This is a genomic window from Streptomyces sp. NPDC002742, assembly GCF_042888885.1.
Taxonomy (GTDB): domain Bacteria; phylum Actinomycetota; class Actinomycetes; order Streptomycetales; family Streptomycetaceae; genus Streptomyces.
On sequence record NZ_JBIAQF010000001.1, the window covers coordinates 600,438 to 620,277 of the forward strand.

The window sequence follows — 19,840 nt, forward strand, 5'->3', positions numbered from 1 at the left end:
TCCACCGGTACGGGACGGTGGCGGGCCGCCGGGAGCCGATGAGCCCGCCGAAACAGGGGACGGTGTAGGCGAGGCAGTAGTCGAGGCAGTACTGCCAGGGTGGGAACCCGAGCCGGCAAAGCTGGACCGGCCGAAGGCGTAGGCGACCGGGATCGTCGCCACGACCGCGAACCGGGTCGGGTCCATGGTGATCATGACACGGCGCCTGCGCCGAAACTCCACCCCCGGCGCGAGGGGCAGAGCGATCAGCGCGCTCACCTCGGCGGGGACGGCGTGCAACGCCGGCACGGGGATCAACGGGAACCGCCACCCCGCGCCGGCGTCGGACGCGACGTACTCGTCGGGCTCAGCCGACGCACACGTTCTTGTCGGCGTGTGACTGAGGGATGTCGACAGGGGGCTTGTCCGGGTCGGTGAGCGGCACTCCGGGCCCCTGGTAGTCGCGCCCGAGAGTGAGTGTCATGTCGCTGCCGGATCCCAGGTCCTTCGTACCGGGGTGGAGTGCCGAGGCGGTCAGGCCCATCATGGCGGCGAGGGCCCTGGCCTGGTCGGCCTGGTCGGGACCGTAGGTGAGGGTCGTGCGGTCCTGCTTCGCGCCGGAGGCGTTGCCGCCGTTGGTGGAGTGGGGGACGCCCTTGGTGTTCTGCAGCCACTGCAGGGTGGTCTGCGCCGCGCCCGGGGGACCACCGCCGTTGTAGACGACGACCCGGACCTGAGACGGGTCCGCCTTGGAGCCGCGGAGCTTGGCGTCGGCGGCTTTGGGCTTCTTGCCGACCTCGGTCAGCGAGACGTCGTTCTTGATCGCCGCGAAGAGCGCGGGCGCCCTGGTCTCGTCGACCACGACGGTCTTGTGGATCTTCCCCTCGGCCGGATTGTCGACGACGGGGAACGTCGTGAAGGTGATGTGCTCGGAATCGACCCGATTGAGGTCCTTGGCGAGGTCGGTGAGCTTCCCGACGCCGCCGATACCGGTGTCCACGGTGAGCGACTTGGTGGCCGCGTTCGCCAGTTTGAAGAGCTTCCGGGGATCGGAGAGGGTGTCACCGGACTTCATCTGACGGATCATCGAACCCAGGAACTGCTTCTGCAGGTCGATGCGGTCCAGGTCGCTGCCGTTCTTCAGCGAGTGACGCGTCCTGACGAACTGCAGGGCCTGTTCGCCCTGGACGGTGTGCGGGCCGCGGGACAGGTGCAGATGGGAGCCCTGGCCATTGGGGTCCGTGTCGTCGATGGCATGGGTGAGGCAGATCGGCACGCCGCCGACAGCCGTGGACAGGGTCTTCACGGCCTCGAAGTTGACCAGGATGAAGTGGTCGATCGGCAGGCCGGTGATCTTCGTGACGGTCCGCATGGTGCAGCCCGGGTCGCGGCCCTTCTGGCCGAGGCTCTCGTTGAAGCGCGGGCTGAACGTCGCTTTGGGCGTCCCCGAGATCGTCCTGGAGGAGCCGTCCTTCTGCTTGGTGGGGCAGTCCGGGATGCCGGTGACCATGTCGCGGGGGATGCTCATCGCCGTCGCGTTCGACCGGTCCTTCGCCACGTGGAAGAGGATCGTGGTGTCGGCGTGGCCGACGCTGCCCGCGTCCCCGTACTTCCCACCCAGGCCTATTCGGCTGTCGGTGCCGATGACCAGGATGTTCACCGCGTCCTTGCTGGTCGCGTTCTTGCTGCCCGCCGTGCCGACGTCCACCGTGCTGATGTTGCCGTCGAGGTGCCGGTACAGCAGGTAGGCCCCGGTGCTGCCCGCCAGCAGCACGAAACCCAGCGTCCCCGCGGTCCAGATCAGGGCCTTCCGCTTCTTGGACCGCTTGGCCTTCCGTGACTTCGCCGTCCCGTTACGGCGGTGGCCCTCGCGCGGCTCCGGGACGGGCCGCCGCTCCCCCTCGCGGCGCGCGCGACGACCTCCCTGCGGTGGCACCGTGGGGGCCGGGGCGTCGCCGGCGTCGCTCCGCGGCCGGTAGTCACCGGTCTCCGGGTCGAGGACCCACTGGTCCGCGGGGTCGATGTTCCTGCCGCCTTGCGTGTCCACGGTCCTCCGTCTGTGCCTGCGCCGCCCTCACGGCGTCCGGTCGTCCAGCCCCTGCCGGATCCGCCCGTGACCGAGCACGGGACACCTGTTCAGACATCCGATTACGGCTGATGGTTGTCCTCAAGTGACGTGCAACAGTTCGACAGTTCGGCTTTGTGAGGGGTTTTCCTTTTTTTGGGGGAGGAACCTCTGGTGACGGCGGAACAACACACGAGCTTCCGCTCAAGGTGTGCCGCCGGCTTGGCGACGGACGAAGGCGAGGCGTCCGACCTGCCGAAGCCCGATCCCGGCACCGCATCGGACGGGGAACGGCGGTCGAGAGCCTGGTACTTACGCTCGATGCGGGTGGGCGAGGCGTTCGGCCAGGAACTCGCGCTCGGCGTCGTTTCCGGTCAACTCCAGGGCCTGACGGTAGGCGATCGAGGACTCCTCCGGGCGGCCCAGCCGACGCAGCAGGTCCGCCTTGATCGCCGGTAGGTACTGGTATTTCGCAAGCCGCCCGTCCTTCTCCAACTCCGCAACCTCCGCCAGCGCCTGTGCCGGACCGGAGGCCATCGACACCGCCACCGTCCGGTTCAACGCCACCACCGGTGAGGGCCACACCGACAGCAACTCGTCGTACAGGGTCACGATCTGTGGCCAGTCGGTACGGTCGTAGGACGGCGCCTCGGCGTAGAGCGAGGCGATAGCAGCCTGAAGAACGTAGCGGCCCGGTCTGCCGCCGCGCAGCCCTTCCACGATCAGGTCGTGCGCCTCGGCCATCGCGGAGCGGTCCCAGAGCGATCGATCCTGGTTCTCCAGCCGCAGCAAGCGACCGTCGGTGTCGACCCGGGTGGCGCGCCGGGCGTCGGTGACCAGCAGCAGGGCGAGCAGCCCCCGCACCTCCCGCTCGTCGGGCATCAGCTCCCCCAGCGTCCGGGCCAGCCGCAGCGACTCGTCCACCAGGTCCGTACGCACCAGCGATGCTCCGGACGGCGCGGTGTGGCCGGCGGTGAACAGCAGATGGATCACGCCGAGCACCGCGCGCAGCCGATCCGGCAGCTCACTTGCTCCCGGGAGCCGGAAGGGGATCCGCGCAGCCGAGATCTTCTTCTTCGCCCGGGTCATCCGGGCGGCCATCGTCGGCTCCGAGACCAGAAGCGCCCGCGCGATGTCGGTGACCGCCACACCGCACACCAGCCGCAGTGTGAGTGCCAACTGGGCCTCCTGGGCCAACGCCGGATGGCAGCACATGAAGATCAGCCGCAATCGGTCGTCCGGCACCACGTCCTCCCGCGCCAGGCGTTCCGGATCGACAGCGGCCCGTTCGTCGTCAGGCTCCTCGACCTCTGTCTCCTCGGGCTCCACCAGCAGCGGGAGTTTTGAGCGGAAGGTCCGCTCGCGTCGCACCGCGTCCATCGCGCGGCGCTTGGCCGCGGTGGTGAGCCAGGCCGCCGGCCGGTTCGGGATCCCGTCGCGGGCCCAGCTCGCCAGGGCCGCGGCGTACGCCTCCTGCACGCACTCCTCGGCCAGGTCCAGGTCGCGCGCGACGCGCGCCGTCGCGGCGAGCACCAGGGCCCACCCGCGCCGGTGCGCGTCCGCGACCGCCGTCTCGACGTCGGACGGGGGAGTCATACCGTGGTGGACCCGTCCGCGATGAAACCGCCGTCGACGGGCCGCACCTCGACACCGCCACCCTGCTGGGTGGCGGGATTGGCGCGGGCGATCCTCAGAGCGGCGTCCAGGTCGGGCGCCTCGATGACGGCGAAGCCGGCGATGACCTCCTTGGCGTCGATGAAGGGGCCGTCCGTCACCACGTCGCCGTGGATCGAAGTCGCCGTGTCCGCGGCGGGTTGCAGTGCGAATGCCGCGACCAGGGACCCGGACTTCACCATGTCCTCGAAGTGGCGGTCATGGGCCTCCCGCGCCCCGGGGATGGCCTCGGCCTCGTCGGCGTGGGCCTTCGCGTAGATCAGGATCGCGTACTGAGCCATGGCGGCTGTCCTTTCATGGGGTTGTTGTTGCCTCACGCCTCTACGTCGAACGGTCGGCACGGATTCGACAGTTCCCCTCGAAAGTTCAAACCGGAGTTCGCGGAACGGTCGAGGCTGCCGGGCGGCGACGGGGCCGCGATCCCGTTCTTGCGATGCCTGTCCGAAGCCCACTCGGTGCACGAGTTGCGTCACCTGTCCGAGCGTCTCAGCCACTCGGTGCACGAGTCGGGACGGCGCTGCACGAGCGGGTGCGAGATTGTGCCCCGCGGCGGCTCGACCAGGAGCGCGGGCGGCCCGGCCCCGTCGGAGCGAAACGGGACCGGGCTACGGCTGAGAACCCTTGACCGGTGGCAGGCGGCCGGGCGGGGTCTCAAGAACTCCTACGCGATACGGAGCCGTCTAGGCATCCGTCAGTGCGCCGTCGTCCATCGTGGGAGGTGGTCAGCACCAGCCTCCTCCGAGGTAGGAGAACGCCTTCCAGGCGGCCTTGGTCTTGGTTCCGGCGACGCCGTCGATGCCGCCGGTGTCATAGCCGACGTAGACGAGGAAGCGCTGGAGGCCGCGGATGGTGTTGGGACCGACCACACCATCGACGGTTCCGGCGTTGAAACCGGCAGCGTTGAGGAAACCCTGCCAGGCTTTCCAGCTGTTGGAGCCGAGCTGCCCGTCGATCGCGCCGGGGCTGAATCCGGCGTCGCGAACGTAGCACTGGACGCTCTTGGCTTCGGAGGTGGTGAGGCCGAGATTGTTGACGGCTTGAATGGTGACGCTCTGGGTGCTCACCGCGGCTGCGGCGCCCGACTGGGGTGCCGCGAAGGCGGCGCTCGCGCCTGTCAGGCTCCCCACGGCGATCCCGACGACAGCGGTGGCACTCACGAGTGCCCTGGTTACAGCACGCATTGTCTCCTCTATCCTGTCGCGTTCGTTCGGTCGCGGTCATGTACCGACCGCGCTGCCCCAGCCTTGTCGGGGTGGACATCGAATGCTTGCACGAATGCGACCTGTGGCCCGGGGTGCCTGATATCGGCCAACGCTGCCTGATATCGGCCAAGTTCGGGACGATCAGGTCTCAGAACGCCCGGCACTTCTAGGGTTGCCGTGTCCGCGTTGACCGATGGGGGGTCGGCACGTGCACGAACTGCATTTACGGGCAGCTGCCTTGGACCTGCGCGATCGGGTTCTGGGGTACCGCGGCTTCCGCTTCTCCGTGACCGGGAGGCGGCGCAGGTTGCTGATCCCCGACGCCGTGGTGAAGGTGATGCTGGGCTTCGGCGACCCGGTGCGCGTACAGGACTGCGGTGACCCGACCCGCTACGTCAGCGGGGTCAGCCTCGCCAACGGGGCCCGCACGACGTCAGCGATCGGCGAGCACACCGGCCTCATCCACGGAGTGACCATTCTGCTCACTCCGCTCGCCGGCTACCGGCTGTTCGGGGTGCCCATGTCCGAGTGGGCCCAGCAGTGCGTGCCCCCCGAGGACCTGAGCTCCTCTCCCTGGGCCGACTTGCCCGCCCGACTGGCCCACGTCCCTGACTGGGCCCGCCGTTTCGCCCTGCTGGACCACGTCCTGCGTCGCGCGCTCGACACGGGTCCCGCCGTCAGCCCCGAGGTGGCCTGGGCCTGGTGTTGCATTCAGGGTACGAGCGGGAGGATCCGGGTCGAGGAACTCGCGGCGCGCACGGGCTGGAGCCGCCGACACCTGGAGCGCCGCTTCCGCTGCCAGATCGGGCTGACCCCGAAAGGGGCGGCGCAGGTGATGAGGCTGCAGGCGGCCCTGCGGGGCAAAGAGGCCGGTGCCACCTGGGCGGATGCGGCGGCCCAGGCCGGGTACCACGACCAGCCGCACTTCGACCGGGTGTTCAAGGGCATGACGGGCCGCACCCCCACCGCCTTCAGCGCCCACCGCTCCGGCGCGTCCTTGCGCGACGCGCAGGACTTCGTCCCGGGGCACGTGACGAGCGCGATGCTCGGGCACCCCGACTGAGCGCCATCGCAGTGCCCACGGCGGAGCGGAAGCGGACCGCCGTGGGCGTCGATGGGCACCGCAGCACGGCTTCGGCCTTGGCCGACACGCAGTCATCGTCCTCGACTCCCGTCGAGGCCAAGCGCCGTCGTGAGGACGAAACGGGGTGCTTCAGAAGGCGGAGTCGGCGAACCAGTGGGCCAGCAAGGGCTCGTCGCCTTCGTGGGTGAAGGCCCCCGCCGTGTGGGGGAGGCGGCCGTAGACGAGCAGGAGCAGGTCGGCCGCGGTTCCTCGGACGGTCGCGTCGGCGGTGTCCGTGGCGGGGCGGTTCGTGTCGAGTCCGAAGCCGTCGGGCCGCAGGCGGACGAGCCAGGCGTCGTCCGCGTCGGTCGTGTGGAAGCCGATGGTCCTGTCGGGTCCGCGCAGGTCGGCCACCTTGGGGGCGAAGGACGTGGCGTGGGGCAGATTGACGAGAAACTCCTCGATCCCGTCGGCCGCGACCGCTCGGTCGATCGCGGGTTCCAGGCCGAGTGCGAGTTCGGCGTCGGCCCGGTGGAGCACGGTCTCGAAGAGCATCCGGCGCGCCCAGAAGCGCGCGTGCTGGTCGGCTCCCCATGCCCACATCGGCAGGTTCGGGTCGGTGGTCGCGAATGCCTCGGCGGCCACGGTCGCACTCTCGTCCAGCCACTCGGCGTATCCGCTCTCCTGGTCCGGGAGCCGCAGATCCACTTCACGTGTGCGCGGTGGTTCCTGGACGCGCGCCCGCAGGAGTGCCGAGAACCAGCGCTGGACGCTGCCGGTGTGCTTGACCAGGTCGGCCAGGGTCCAGCCGGGGCAGGTGGGCACCGGTGTGGTCAGGTCGGAGTTCTTGACCGCGGCGACGAACCGGGCGGTCTCCGCCGCGACCGCCGCGGGGTGGTCGACCGGGTCGTGGCCGCGGGCGTGGCCGGCGTGGTCCGGGGTCGTCATGGATGAGCTGCCTTTCGGAGAAGGTGCGGGGAGTCCTGGCGCGCGCCGGGCACCGGCGGCCGCCGGCGATCAGGCGATCTCGGCCCGGGGTTCGGCTTCGGCGAGCGGTGAGGTCCCGGAATCCGTGACCTTCCTCGGTACGGTCGTACGAGGCGCGTGCACCGCTTTGATCCCGAACAGGGCGACGACCACAACCAGCAGGAACGCTACTCCCGCGATCACGAAACTCAACGTGAACTGGCTTTCCCGCGGCAGTGCCGGCATCCCCTGCGGCAGGGGAATGGTCCTGGACGCCAGCAGCGAGGTGATCACCGCGCTCGCGATGGCACTTCCGACCGAGCGGGAGATGGAGTTGATGCCGTTGGCGATGCCGGTCTGGTGGGCCGGGACACTGGCGACGATGAGCGCGGGCATGGAGGCGTAGCCGAAACTGATCGCCAGGCCGATGACCATGCCCGCGCCGATCACCGAGGCGGTGGTGTCGTGCGCGGCGCTCAGCCAGGTGAAGCCGAGCACGCCGAAGCAGCCACCGGCGGCCAATGTGCCGCGTGCGCCGAGCCGGCGCACCAGTACACCGCCGAGCTGGGCGCCCACGAGCGACACGAGGGTGGTCGGCAGCAGGTACACGACGGAGGCTCGGAGTACGGAGGCGCCGAAGCCGTAGCCGGTGATTTCCTCAGGCATCTGGACGAGGTACGAGACACCGATGAACTGGGCGAACATCGCGAAGCCCAGCAGCAGCCCGGCGAGGTTGGTGAAGAGGACCGGACGGTGGGCGAACATCTTCATGTCCACCATCGGTTCCTTGACCCGGCGCTCGGTGATGACCCAGCCGACCGCCATCGCGACCGCGCCGGCGAAGGACGCGAGCGTGCGGCCGGACGTCCATCCCCAGGCGTGCCCTTGCGAGATGGGCACCAGGAGCAGCACCAGCAGCACCGCCAGATTGACCGCGCCCAGCCAGTCCGTACGCCCTCCGGTCTTCGCGCGGGACGCGGGGACCGCCAGCAGCACGCCTGCCAGGGCCGCCACCGCGAGCACCACGGCGAGCCAGAAGACCCGGTGGTAGTCGGGGGAGGGGCCCCGGGTCAGCAGCCCCGCACCGACCAGTGCGAGCCCACTGCCGAACGCGAGAGTGCCACTGACCAGGGCCATGGCGCCGTGCAGCTTCTCCGGCCTGATCTCCTCGCGCAGGATGGAGAGGGCGAGCGGAAAGATCGCGGTTGCCGCTCCCTGCATCACCCTGCCGACGATCAGCCAGGTCAGTGACGTGGTGGTGGCGGCGAGCACCGATCCCGCGATCATCACGAGCAGCACGCCCACGAGGGTCGGCTTCTTGCCGTGCTGGTCGCCGAACCGGCCCAGCAAGGGGGTGAAGACGGCGGCCGACAGAAGCGTGGCCGTGGTCACCCAGCTGACGTTCGCCGTCGTGGTGGTGAGGTCGTTCTGGATGATCCCCAGGATCGGGACGACCAGGGTCTGCATCATCGAGACGACCATGGCGGCAAGCCCGAGCACCAGGACGACCGCGGTGTCGCCGCCATGTCGCCGGGTGACCGTGTGCTGTTGATGGGACACGGAGAGTCGTTCCTGTCTTGAGAGCTGAAGGAAGTACTTGAGAACGTCGATGCTTGAGAACGTCAAGCAATAGCGTGACCGTAGCCATCAATATTTGAGATCGTCAAGTTTCCTGGCGTAGGCTGACGAGCGTGACTGGTACTCCCCGCAGCGACCCGGCCCAGCTCATGGAGCTGCTCTCGGTCTCCCTGGCCGCCTACTACGGCGACTTCACGGCCGCCGCCGCGAGCGAGAACCTCACCGCCAGCCAGGGCAAGACACTCAATGTGCTGCGCCGGGGACCTGCCTCCATGAGCTCGTTGGCCACCACGCTGACCTGCGACGCCTCCAACATGACCGGGATCATCGACCGGCTGGAGAAGCGCGCCTTGGTTCGTCGCGAGCCGAGGCCCTCCGATCGCCGGGTGAAGGACGTCGTCCTGACGGCGGAGGGGGAGCGGGTCATCGACGTGATCCGCGGGAAGATGCACACCACCCAAGCGGGCCTGAACAGACTCGACGAGCGGGAGCGGGACACCCTGTACGCCCTGCTGGAGCGCGCCTTCACCGCCCAGGACACTGCCGCCCGGCCCTGAGACGGGCCGCGGGCGGGCGGGGCGGGGGCCGTCGGATCCTCGCCGCGACTCCCGTCGGCGCACGGTCGGACGGTGCCGCGTCTCGGCGCGGCGCCGGACTTGGCGGGCCTTGACCGTCGAACACCGATTCCTCATGCGGTCCGTCCAACCGCGACAGCGTGGGGCGTGCGGAGCCCGATCCCGTCGCAGGGTTACCTGCGCTCAGCGGTTCGGTCAGACCCGGCGCATGGGAGACGGCGCCCCGTGGGCGCTGGACGATGACCGGGACCGGGCTGCCGTCACATGTCGAGGACGAGATCGGTGCCGGGACGGGCACAGCAGATCAGCGCCTCCCCCGCGGCGGGAGCGTCGAGCGGGGGCGAGGTGTAAGAGATCTCGCCGGACAGGAGAGGCGTGACGCAGGTGTGGCACACCCCGGTGCGGCAGCTCCAGCGGACGGGAACGTCGCATGCCTCGGCGAGTTCGAGCAGACTGTTTCGCCCGTCCGGGAACGGTGTGGAGATACCGCTGCGGGCGAAGGTCACCACCGGACCGGTGCCGGGCGGGCCGGGCGGTCGGTGCGGCCGCGGACCGCTCTGTCCGGTGAGGCCGGGGGTGATGGAGGGCAGCGCACCGAAGAGCTCGGAACGGACGGCGCCAGGATCGACCCCGGCGGAGGTGAGCGCATCCTTGACGGCGGTCATGAACGAGGCCGGCCCGCAGACGTAGGCGGTCGCGTCCGCCGGGATACCGAGAGCGATCAAGGAGTCCTTGGTGAGGCGCCCTGGCCGGGCCTGGGCGCGGCTGTACTCGCCGGGCCGGGCGGCGCTGTAGAACACGTACTCACAGGAGTGCGGCAGCGCGGTGAGCAGGGCGCGTGCCTCTGCGGCCAGGGGGTGTTCCCGCGGGCCGCGGGCGCCGTGGATCCACCAGACCTCGCGGCCGCTGGACGAGGCCGCAAGCTCGTGCAGCATGGCCAGCACCGGAGTCAGGCCGATGCCGGCGGAGATGAGAAGAACCGGGCCGGTGCCCTCCTGGAGGACGAAGTCGCCTCGGGGTGCCGCGGCATCGAGCAGCGCACCCGGCTGCACCTTCGTGGTCAGATACGCGCTGACTGTGCCGTGCGGTTCGTGTTTGACGCTGATCCGGTAACGGCCGGCGTCGGGGGCCGAGGACAGCGAGTAGCTGCGCACCGGGGCGGGTTGTCCGGCTCCGGGCACGCGCAGTGTCAGGTACTGGCCCGCGCGGGCGGGAGGGAGACGGGACCCGTCCGGGGCGACCAGGTGGATGGAGGAGACCGTCGCGCTCTCGGGAATCACGTCAGCTACGCGCAGAGCCCTGAAACCGTCCCATGCCGACGCCGCGCCGCCCGCGGCAGCAGTTCCCGGGTCCCCTGCCGCCCTGAGCAGTTCACGGAACGAACCCTGCCAACCGGGGCTCAGAGCGGGGATGCTCACCGCCAGGCGCAGTTTCTCGGGGTCCCGGTCAGGGAGGTAGAGCAGTGCGTCGGTGTCGGCCACACTCAGCGTGCCCGGCCCGGACCCGGTCTTGACGATCTCGTCGCCTGACTGGACGTGCCCTTCCCGCAGGACCCTCATGTAGAAGCCGGGGCGGTGGTGGCTGACCAGCAGAGCGGGCAGCCGGGGTTCACCGAGGCGCATACCCACGCGGTAGCAGGTGACCCGCGGCTGGGTCACCTCGAACTCGGCCTCGCCGATGCGGTACCGGTCACCGATGCACACCTCGGTGTCCGAAAGGCCGTCGACGGTGAGGTTCTCCCCGAACTGACCGTGGCCGAGGTCGTCGCGGCCGAAGTGCTGTCTCCAGTGCCGGTACGACTCGATCTGGTAGACCAGCACGGCGCGCTGCTCACCGCCGTGGCCGGCCGTGTCCCCCTGCCCGTCGCCGTCGATGTTGAGGCGCCGCACCATCACAGGTCCGTTCACCGGGTACTTCCACACGCCCGTGAAGACGGTCCGGCCCTGCCAGGGCACGTTCTTCGGCATACCGACATTCACCGAAAGCAACGACGGCATCTGGTCCTCCCTCGCGCGGTACCTCTCGTACGGATACGGCGGCAGTGGTCGAGTCCGTTGATCACGGGGCGCTCCGTCGAGGCAGAGGTAGAGGTCGAGGTCAGGTCGGGTAGGGTCGGGTCAGGTCGAGGTTGCGGTCCGCTCGCTGAGAGACGACGTGCTGCCCGGGTTCCAGACTCCGCCGCACACCGTCGAGGTGCACCTCGAACTCGTCCGGTTCCGGCATGGCCGCCACTGCGGAAACCAGAGCGGCATCACGTCATACGGGTGAAACCGGGCGGCGCCGCCCGGTCATGGCCCCAACGGGCCGGCCGAGGCCGTCGGAGCAGCCTCGGCCACCCCGACGGTCGGGGCCACTCCCGGCGTGGCAGAGTATGCGTGTGCCGACCACTGATCCCGCCCGTACCTCCGATGTCGCCGATGCCTCACCTGCAGTGCGTGCGAGCGATGCCTCCCCCGAGGAGTCCGGTCACCTCGTCGATCTGCGCAGTGACACCGTCACCCGGCCAGGCGACGCGATGCGCCGGGCGATGGCCGAGGCCGAGGTGGGAGACGACGTTTTCGGTGATGATCCCACCGTCAACGCGCTGCAGGAGCGGATCGCCGGACTGCTCGGATTCGAGTCCGCGATGTTCGTCTCCTCGGGGACACAGAGCAATCTGTGCGCCCTGCTGACCCACTGTGGCCGCGGGGACGAGTACATCGCCGGCCAGATGGCCCACATGTACCGTTGGGAGGGCGGTGGCGCCGCCGTACTCGGAGGCATTCAGCCCCAGCCGCTGGCGCATCGGGCCGACGGGACGATGGACCCGCTGGACATCGCGGCGGCCGTGAAGCCGGACGACCCGCACTTCGCACGCACACGGCTGCTCTGCCTGGAGAACACCATCGGTGGCCGGGCCGTGTCGATGGACTACCTGAAGACGGCCACCCGGATCGCCCGCGACCACGGACTCGCCACGCACCTTGACGGGGCGCGGCTGTTCAACGCGGCGGTGGCCGCCGGGGGCGACCCGTACGGTCAGGCACGGCGGATCGCCGGTCACTTCGACAGTGTCTCCGTCTGCTTCAGCAAGGGCCTGGGCGCGCCGGTCGGCTCGGTGCTCGTGGGATCAGCTGAGTTCGTGGCCGGTGCACGGCGCTGGCGCAAGGTCCTGGGCGGCGGGATGCGGCAGGCGGGCGTGCTGGCGGCCGCGGCACTCTACGCGCTCGACCACCATGTGACGCGGCTCGCGGACGACCATGCGCACGCCGCGCTGTTCGCCGAGGGACTGCGGGACGTGGAGGGACTGACCGTGGAACCGAGCGGGACCAACATGGTCTTCGCGAGGTCCGCTCCCGGCATCGAGGCCGACGAGGTGCGCGACCGGCTGGCACGTCGTGGCGTGCTGTGTGCGGGATACCCGGGCCTGCTGCGCTTCGTGTTCCACCTGGACGTCACGCGCGCCGACACGGAACGCGCGGTGCGGATCGTTCGCGAGACTGTGGCCGAGACAGCGAAACGCTGAGCCTGCGGGGCCGTGGGCCCTCCTGCTGCCCCACCCTCGAATCCCCGGCCGCGGACGGTGTTCGTACCCGCTCGGACCGACGCTCGGCGACACGGCCGTGGTGCTCGGTGAGCTGCCGCGTCAGGAGGGTGGGCCGGGCGCGGTGGTCGAGCACGGGCGCGTGGCAGGTCCTCGTCAGTCCACCGGCCACGTGTGGACTGGCGCGTTGAGGTGCATGTAGTCCATGTACTGCCGCGTCATGCGCCGCAGAGCCTCGTGACGGCCGCAGTGCTCGGACGCTTCGAAGCGGTGCAGCATCTCCTTCTGCCAGACCGCGCCGTTGCGCGCGGTGACGCACCGCTGCTCGATGATGCCGAGCAACGGTTCCCGCCACGCCGCGTCCATGCCCGAGTGCTCCAGTCCTGCGTGCGCCAGCGGCAGCAGGCGTCGCAGGACGAGTTCCGGCACCGGAACCTCGCCCGTTCCGGGCCAGTACAGGAGGGCGTCGATGCCGTGGCGTGCCGCAGTGTGCAGGTTGTCCTCGGCGGCCGAGAAGGACATTCGTGACCACACCGGCCGGTCCTCCTCCACCAGGGCGCGGGTGAGGCCGTAGTAGAAGGCGCCGTTGGCGAGGGTGTCGGCGACCGTCGGGCCCGCGGGCAGCACGCGGTTCTCCACTCGCAGGTGCGGTCTGCCCTGGGCGACGGCGTAGACCGGACGGTTCCATCGGTAGATCGTGCCGTTGTGCAGGGTGAGTTCGGACAGGTCCGGTGTGTCTCCGCGGTCCAGCGTCTGCGTGGGGTCCTGGTCCTCGCACAGGGGCAGCAGCGCCGGAAAGTAGCGGAGGTTCTCCTCGAAGAGATCGAAGACGCTGGTGATCCACCGCTCCCCGAACCAGACCCGGGGCCGTACTCCCTGCGCCTTGATCTCCTGCGGGCGGGTGTCCGTCGCCTGCTCGAAGAGCGGGATGCGGGTCTCGTGCGCCAGCTCCTTGCCGAACAGGAAGGGCGAGTTGGCCGCCAGCGCGACCTGGACTCCGGCGATCGCCTGCGCCGCGTTCCAGTAGTCGGCGAACTCCTCCGGTGACACCTGGAGATGGAACTGCGTGCTCGTGCACGCGGCCTCCGGCGTGATGGTGTCCGCGTAGGTCCGCAGCCGGTCGACTCCGTCCACCTCGATGAGCAGGTCCTCGCCGCGCGCCGCGAAGACCTGCTCGTTGATCAGGTGGTACCGGGCGTTCTCCGACAGGGCCTTCGGACCGATGTCCGCCTCCCGCAGGGTGGGCAGGATGCCGATCATGATCAGATGGACGCCGACCGTCCTGGCGCGTTCGTCCGCGTGGTTCAGCGCCGCGCGGATCTCCTCCTCCCAGGCGTCCGGGCCACCCGCGGTCAGCCGCCGGGGCGGAACGTTGATCTCCAGGTTGAACCGGCCCAGCTCGGTGTCCCAGGCGGGATCCGCGATCGCCTCGAGCACGTCGGCGTTCCGCATCGTCGGCTCGGCGTCGGCGTCGGTCAGGTTCAGCTCGATCTCCAGGCCGACCTGAGGGCGTTTCGCCTCGAAGCGCGACTCGCGCAGCATCTGTGCGAAGGCGTCGAGACAGTCCTGCATCTTGATCCGGTACCGGCGGCGGTCCTCGCGGGTGAAGACCAGCGGCGGAACGTCGCGTCCCATCGGCCCTCCCGGGTGGCCCCACGGAAACCTTTCCCCTCCAGCGTCGCACCACCTGGCGGGTCTGACCATGCGGGACGGGGCGGCCCTACGCGGCGGCCGGGACCGGCGATCTGGTTCGCGCCTCGGCTGTCCAGAGCCCGTCCATAGCCGGTCCACGGCCTGTCCACGGCGCTCGGGGCCGCAGGCAATCAGGAGACCGCAGCGTGGCGGTAGCAATTCCCAGGGGTGATGTCTGTTCACGGCGGTCGCATGCGGTCGACGACGTCCTGGGCCGCCGAGGCTTCACTGCCTCCGCCCCGGCCGACGGCAGACCGCGGCCCCCGCGTGAGCCGGACACCCTGGATCCGGTCGGCGCAGGGGGCTGTCACTTCGAGCAGGAGGCCGTGCACCGTTCGAGACCGACGACGGCGAGAACCGGACCGCGATCCAGCGTGCGCTGCGCGGATCACTCCAGCCCGACCGACGACGTGAATGGGCACGCCCTGACCTGTCCTTACCTGCTCGACGGCCCGTCCTCTCCCGTCCGTATGTCGTCCTCCGGTTGCGCCTCGTCCCGACCCGTCCGGATCACCACGTACGTCTCACCGTTCCTCGGCGGCCGCGTCCACGAACGGGTGGCGAACGTGTGCAGCCGCCCGTTCACGATGGCATGACGCGGCAGATGGACACCGAACTCCCCGGCCACCGCATCGAGCAGCGACCGTTCCACCTCGGCCTCGTCCTCAAGGTCGTCGAAATACCGGCTCGGATCCAGCGCGCGCGGTATCTCCCCGCTCTGCCGGATCTCGCCATCCGCGTACGTGAACGCGTACTGCTCGGCACCGTCTCGCGCCACCGAAAGGTGGAAGAAGGGACTCCCGCGCCGAGTCCTCAGGCCGCTCCACACCACCACCGCGCGAGTGCCCTCGCCGGCGGCCGCGGCCGGGGAGACGAACCGCCGCCGGTCGAACGGGGCGGGATCGCCGTCGAAGGCGAAGCTCCAACCGGTGCCGGCCCGGCCTACCGCCATGAGGGCCCTGTCGTCGTAGGACGAGACCTCCCGCTGGTTGCGCCGTGACCTGCGGTACGCCTCCCAGAAGGTCATCGGTCCGTTCAGCTTGGTGTCGTCCCCGTCCGCGAGACGCCCGGGCAGCTCCTGCGGCTCCACCCCCTCCACGAGGACGAACCGGAAACACGTCCGGTTGTCGCCCGGGTCCGGCTCCGCGAGCCATGCCAGGCCTTCCGGGTCGAGCCCGGCCGTCGGCCTCGGTGCCTCACCTGTCTGCCCGCCCCTCGGCGTGGACAGCAGCTCCCGGCCCCGCTCCGGGGTCAGCAGCGGCCCGAGCACCGAGTCGGCCACCCACCCGAGCGGCGCCAGATGGTCCGGCCCCAGCGGCTCCCACAGGGGCAGAGCGTCCATGAGTGTCCGCCACGCCCCGTCGGCCTCTCCCCAACGAGCCAGCTCCCGGGCCCGCTCGACCGCCTCCCCGAACGGTCCGTCCACCGTGTACCGGTACGCGCCGTCCCTCACCTGATCCAGGATCGCGTAGGCCAGCGACACCACGTCTTCGCCGGCGCCCCGCAGATGGAACGTCAGCGTGGAGTCGTCCTGGGACGACCGCGCGTGCTCGGCGACCAGTGGCGGCAGCAGCTCGGGAGCGTACCGAGGGTCCGTCACCAGGCCCTCGAAGTACACCATGTAGGTCTCTCCGAGCAGTCGACGTATCTGATCGCCCAGCCCGGCCGCCCGAGGCCTGCCGTACTCCTTGGCCTCGTCCAGTGCCTTCACGGCCCGCTCCCAGCCGCCGCTCAGCACCGCCGGCCTGGCCTCCTCCACCAGGGTGTCCAGTCTTCGTGTCGTGTCGTTGGCGAACTCCGGCTCCCCGTCGCCCTGCCCCGCCCGGAGCCTGTGGAACTCCCGGTGCATGTCCCGCATGAACTCAAGGAAGTTCGCGTACCGCTCGGGCGGCGCGGCCCGCCAGCTCGCCCACGTGTACACGGCCCACTCACCGTCCTCGTCCACGTCCTCGGGATCCATCAGAACGTGCGTGATGTCCGACTCGATGTCGAGCTGCAGCGCGCGCCGCCACATGCCCGCCTCCCGTCGCGCCTCGGGCCCGGCGTCCTCGTCCAGGAACTCCTCGTACATGTCCGCGAGTCCCGACTCGTCGTTGTGCCAGCGCGCGTTCTCGGTCCCCGCCAGGAGCCAAACGAACTCGCCCGCATGCCGCCATCCGTCGGTGACCTTGAGGAATTCCCGGTACGACGGGGGCATCCGTAAGCCGAGACGTTCCTCCATGGCTGCGATGCGCTCCTCGGACGCGGGCGGGAACCCCAGCCACCGTGCTCGTCGCGCGGTCTCGTCGTCCTCGTCCTGCGTCTCGCCGTCCGGAAGGGAATCCGCCCACTCCCCGCTCCATCTGAGAAGGAGGGACTGCCAGTCGATTGCCGTGGTGCCAGTCATGAGTCCGATGCTGCCACCCGGCACTGACAGTGCTCCGCTGCCTGTGGGCCATGGGTCCGAACGCTCACCGCGGCGGTTCCGTCCCCGCCTGCTCGCTCACCGGGCAGTTCTGTGATGAAGCGCTCCAGGCGTTCGACGTCCCGGGCGTCGAACACGGCCGTGCTCAGCGGGTTCAGTTCGTCCGCGGCCCGCTGGAGGCGTCCGGCGTCGCGTGCGACGAGAACCAGCTCGCCGCCGGCCGCACCCACCTGCCGCGCGGTCTCCAGACCGATACCCGCGCTGCCTCCCACCACCACGACCGTCTGTCCTGCGAAACCTCCACGTGCTCCACCGGCATCTCCATCGGTCCCAGTCACCGGGGGTCACCGCGGTCCGTCTCGTAGTCGCGTTCCAACTGGTCTTCAACGATCCGGACTGCGGTTTCCCGATCGATCACGTGCGCGGCATCGCGCACGGCCTCACACGGAGACCGGTCCCGCTTCAGCGCGTTCGTCGGCCAAGGCGCAAAGCCGGTGTTCGACGCTCAGACAGGTGGCGGGGTCAGGGGGCCGATGCTGCTGTGTGACGCGCGGCATCGGCCGTCCCCGCTTCGACACGCATGGCTTGGTGCGACCGGCACGCCCCGACCTCTTCGCCGCCGTGCTGCGGGCGGGCAAGGACGTGCCGGACCCGTCGGGGATCCTCGATTCCGGTGCTGTGACCGATCCCCTTCGCTGACACGGGGGTGTCAAACCGCTAGGTCTCCCGCGGTCCGGGACGCGGCTACCAGCCGACGGCGACCAGCAGCCACTGCGGGTTGCCGTGGGAGATGAAGGAGGACTGTCCCGCGACGTCGTCGTAGGGGAAACCGTAGGCCAGGTGGTTGATGGCGTTGTCGTGCCAGAACTTGGCGTAGTAGTTCGCGGGCGCCGCCTTGTAGTACTGGGCCGGGTCGCCTTGTTGGGACGCCGGCAGGGTGGCCACATGGCGGTTGAGGGCGGCGCACATGTCGGGGTTGCCCGCCAGAGCCGCCGCGCAGCCGAAGATGTCGGAGGTGGCCGCGCTGACGCCCACGGACTGGGCGTAGGCGGTGAAGTAGTTCGCGTTGGCGCCGCCCGCCCGGAAGCTCGGGTCGCTGCCGGGAGCGATGATCCGGTAGGGGGCCTGGCTCTGGGCCAGCACCTTGAACTGGTCGGGAACGGCGGCGGTGAACCTCTGGAAGGTGGTCGCGCGGTCCTCGGCGAAGGTCGCCCGGTCCTCACCGACCTCGGCGTCGTACCCGTCCTTGGTGTGCAGGCGCATGGCCAGTTTGAGGCCGAAGGCGTCGACCCTGGTGGTGTTGCCGTTGAAGACGTTGTTGCCGACGGTGAACTCGATGAAGTCGTAGTAGGGACCGTTCGGCGAACCGAGGTAGAAGTACATGCGGCCCGCGGAGTTCGCCGGCATGTCGAGGTACGGCTGCTCGGCTATGGAGTGCACCTGTCCGTTGAAGCTCCAGTACACCTGGCTGTCGGGGTACTTGCCGTTGGTGCGGTTGAGGATCTTCACTTCGACGGCGTTGTTCGCGGCGGGTATGTCGCTGGTCGTGCCCCAGAAGGCGTCCGGCGGAGTGGTGCTTCCCGGCCCGTACACCTGGAACTCCCACAGGGAGTAGCCGTAGGGGGTGGCTCGCGCCGTTCCGAGGACGCGCACGTATCGGGCACTGCCGGAGACGCCGATGTTCTGGGTGCCACCGGTGCCGGCCGTCGTGGAGAACGCCGTGGCCCAGGTGTTCGCGTCCGTGGAGGTCTGGATCTGGAAGGCCGTGGCGTAGGCGGCCTCCCAGTTCAGGGTGACGCGGGTGAGCTGCTGGACGGAACCGAGGTCGACACGCAGCCATTGCGGGTCGGAGAACGCCGAGGACCACCGGGTCCCGGTATTGCCGTCGACCGCGGCCCCTGCCGGGAAGGAGCCGTTCTCGACCGACGACGCCGTGGCGGGCCGTCCCTGGGAGAGCAGTTGGTCGGCGGCTTGCGCGGGTGACGGGGTCAGGAGGGCGACGCAGGCGGCGAGCAGGACGACGACCAGGCCGAGAGCCGTACGGGCCCGTACGGTCATGCCTGCCCGTGCGGTGATGCCTGATGGTCCATGGGGAGGGGCGCTGGTCAAGGACTGCATGCGGAGTCTCCTCGTGCCGGGTCGGCGTGTGTGGGGGCGGAGCAACAGCAGACGGAGAGCGCTCTCTCCGGGTTGTATCCCCGCATGTTCCAGACGTCAACAACTGAAGCCAAAATGAAGGGAGTTCGGGTGTCCGGCGCAGTCGGGCACCACCGCGTGCCTCCTGGGCCGCGTCCGATCGTCCGACGCCTTCGGGTCCCGACGGTTCGATCGGCACGTGTCGTGCCACGCATTCAAGACTTGGCCTCTTCGGCCGGCGCGCGATCCGATGGGCGTACGGGCCGAGACGGACGAGACGGAGGTTCGCGGGCGGCTGGAGTCCGTGGAGCGAGACGATTTCCTGCCACCGTCTCCCGGCGCTGACTGGTCTACACCCTTGACTGGTACAGACCAAAGCGATTGAGTGTGGCCCACACCCCCCACCGCGGCCGCCCGGACTCCGTGGCGTCGGCCCCCACCGACGTACGCGCACGGCTCTGCCTGCCCCCGGCGCGGCCTTGCTCCCCGAAGGACTGATCCTGTGTCACAACGCCGCGCGGCTCACCTCCTGGCCGCGATTCTGATCGGAACCTCCGCACCGGCGCTGCTGCCGGCCGCGAGCGCGTCCGCCGCGTCCTGTTCGAGCTACCCGAGTTGGGTGGCAGGCAGGTCCTACGTCACCGGCAACATCGTCCGGTACACCGACGGCAAGACCTACATAGCCGAGCACGACAACCCGGGCTACGACCCCACGATCAGCACCTGGTTCTGGGACCCCTACGCCTGCGACGGCGGCTCGACCAACCCCTCCGACGGATTCGCCGTCTCCGAGGCGCAGTTCAACCAGATGTTCCCGAACCGGAACTCGTTCTACACGTACAACGGCCTCAAAGCCGCCCTGAGTTCATACCCCGCCTTCGCCAACAGCGGCAGTGACACGGTCAGGAAGCAGGAGGCCGCGGCGTTCCTCGCGAACGTCAACCACGAGACCGGCGGACTGGTCTACGTCGTCGAGCAGAACA

16 protein-coding genes and 1 pseudogene are annotated in these 19,840 nt (G+C 69.6%); 4 read left to right on the top strand and 13 right to left on the bottom strand.

What is annotated here, in order from left to right:
* Nucleotides 1–117: 117 nt before the first annotated feature.
* From ACFYW8_RS02635 to ACFYW8_RS02655, 5 genes and pseudogenes are all read right to left on the bottom strand, one after another.
* Nucleotides 118–396, bottom strand: a pseudogene (locus ACFYW8_RS02635) (hypothetical protein); the annotation flags it as partial.
* Complete coding sequence (locus tag ACFYW8_RS02640) at nucleotides 347–2,026, bottom strand: LCP family protein (RefSeq protein ID WP_389066475.1); 1,680 nt, start codon at nucleotides 2,024–2,026, stop codon at nucleotides 347–349. The gene ACFYW8_RS02640 and the pseudogene ACFYW8_RS02635, both read right to left, overlap by 50 nt.
* Nucleotides 2,027–2,356: 330 nt before the next feature.
* A complete protein-coding gene (locus tag ACFYW8_RS02645) occupies nucleotides 2,357–3,640 on the bottom strand; it encodes an RNA polymerase sigma factor (protein ID WP_389066479.1) in 1,284 nt (427 codons plus the stop codon).
* Nucleotides 3,637–3,999, bottom strand: coding sequence for a YciI family protein (locus ACFYW8_RS02650; protein WP_365877257.1), 363 nt, complete (start codon nucleotides 3,997–3,999; stop codon nucleotides 3,637–3,639). Before ACFYW8_RS02650 ends, ACFYW8_RS02645 begins: the two co-directional genes overlap by 4 nt.
* 441 nt (nucleotides 4,000–4,440) lie before the next feature.
* Entirely contained in the window at nucleotides 4,441–4,875 is a 435-nt protein-coding gene (locus ACFYW8_RS02655) for a peptidoglycan-binding protein (RefSeq protein ID WP_389066485.1), read from the bottom strand.
* Nucleotides 4,876–5,227: 352 nt separating this feature from the next.
* Here ACFYW8_RS02655 and ACFYW8_RS02660 point away from each other — a divergent pair, with 352 nt between their 5' ends.
* On the top strand, nucleotides 5,228–5,983 hold the full coding sequence (locus ACFYW8_RS02660) for a helix-turn-helix domain-containing protein (RefSeq protein ID WP_389066488.1): 756 nt from the start codon (nucleotides 5,228–5,230) through the stop codon (nucleotides 5,981–5,983).
* Between the two features lie 150 nt (nucleotides 5,984–6,133).
* On the opposite strand, the gene ACFYW8_RS02665 is transcribed toward ACFYW8_RS02660, so the two are convergent.
* Entirely contained in the window at nucleotides 6,134–6,931 is a 798-nt protein-coding gene (locus ACFYW8_RS02665; RefSeq protein WP_389066492.1) for a maleylpyruvate isomerase family mycothiol-dependent enzyme, read from the bottom strand.
* A 69-nt stretch (nucleotides 6,932–7,000) separates the two neighbouring features.
* Nucleotides 7,001–8,509 (bottom strand): MFS transporter, encoded by a 1,509-nt coding sequence (locus ACFYW8_RS02670; RefSeq protein ID WP_365877489.1) that lies wholly within the window; start codon nucleotides 8,507–8,509, stop codon nucleotides 7,001–7,003.
* Between the two features lie 167 nt (nucleotides 8,510–8,676).
* Between ACFYW8_RS02670 and ACFYW8_RS02675 the strand changes: the two genes are divergently transcribed.
* Nucleotides 8,677–9,084, top strand: coding sequence for a MarR family transcriptional regulator (locus ACFYW8_RS02675; RefSeq protein ID WP_365877487.1), 408 nt, complete (start codon nucleotides 8,677–8,679; stop codon nucleotides 9,082–9,084).
* 278 nt (nucleotides 9,085–9,362) lie between these two features.
* On the opposite strand, the gene ACFYW8_RS02680 is transcribed toward ACFYW8_RS02675, so the two are convergent.
* Complete coding sequence (locus tag ACFYW8_RS02680; protein ID WP_389066498.1) at nucleotides 9,363–11,099, bottom strand: MOSC domain-containing protein; 1,737 nt, start codon at nucleotides 11,097–11,099, stop codon at nucleotides 9,363–9,365.
* 100 nt (nucleotides 11,100–11,199) lie between these two features.
* A complete protein-coding gene (locus tag ACFYW8_RS02685; RefSeq protein ID WP_389066501.1) occupies nucleotides 11,200–11,325 on the bottom strand; it encodes a hypothetical protein in 126 nt (41 codons plus the stop codon).
* A 154-nt stretch (nucleotides 11,326–11,479) separates the two neighbouring features.
* Between ACFYW8_RS02685 and ltaE the strand changes: the two genes are divergently transcribed.
* On the top strand, nucleotides 11,480–12,607 hold the full coding sequence (gene ltaE / locus ACFYW8_RS02690) for a low-specificity L-threonine aldolase (protein ID WP_389066506.1): 1,128 nt from the start codon (nucleotides 11,480–11,482) through the stop codon (nucleotides 12,605–12,607).
* A 174-nt stretch (nucleotides 12,608–12,781) separates the two neighbouring features.
* On the opposite strand, the gene ACFYW8_RS02695 is transcribed toward ltaE, so the two are convergent.
* From ACFYW8_RS02695 to ACFYW8_RS02710, 4 genes are all read right to left on the bottom strand, one after another.
* Entirely contained in the window at nucleotides 12,782–14,260 is a 1,479-nt protein-coding gene (locus ACFYW8_RS02695; RefSeq protein WP_389066510.1) for a glutamate--cysteine ligase, read from the bottom strand.
* A 493-nt stretch (nucleotides 14,261–14,753) separates the two neighbouring features.
* The gene (locus tag ACFYW8_RS02700) at nucleotides 14,754–16,703 is read right to left on the bottom strand and encodes an SMI1/KNR4 family protein (RefSeq protein ID WP_389066516.1); all 1,950 of its coding nucleotides are present in this window, start codon (nucleotides 16,701–16,703) and stop codon (nucleotides 14,754–14,756) included.
* Complete coding sequence (locus ACFYW8_RS02705) at nucleotides 16,700–17,059, bottom strand: SDR family NAD(P)-dependent oxidoreductase (RefSeq protein ID WP_389066519.1); 360 nt, start codon at nucleotides 17,057–17,059, stop codon at nucleotides 16,700–16,702. The genes ACFYW8_RS02700 and ACFYW8_RS02705 overlap by 4 nt, the downstream gene beginning before the upstream one ends.
* Before the next feature lie 406 nt (nucleotides 17,060–17,465).
* Nucleotides 17,466–18,839: a beta-1,3-glucanase family protein gene (locus tag ACFYW8_RS02710; RefSeq protein WP_389066524.1), complete on the bottom strand. Its 1,374-nt coding sequence runs from the start codon at nucleotides 18,837–18,839 to the stop codon at nucleotides 17,466–17,468.
* A 520-nt stretch (nucleotides 18,840–19,359) separates the two neighbouring features.
* Here ACFYW8_RS02710 and ACFYW8_RS02715 point away from each other — a divergent pair.
* On the top strand, nucleotides 19,360–19,840 hold a 481-nt coding region (locus tag ACFYW8_RS02715), incomplete at its 3' end, for a glycoside hydrolase family 19 protein (RefSeq protein ID WP_389066527.1).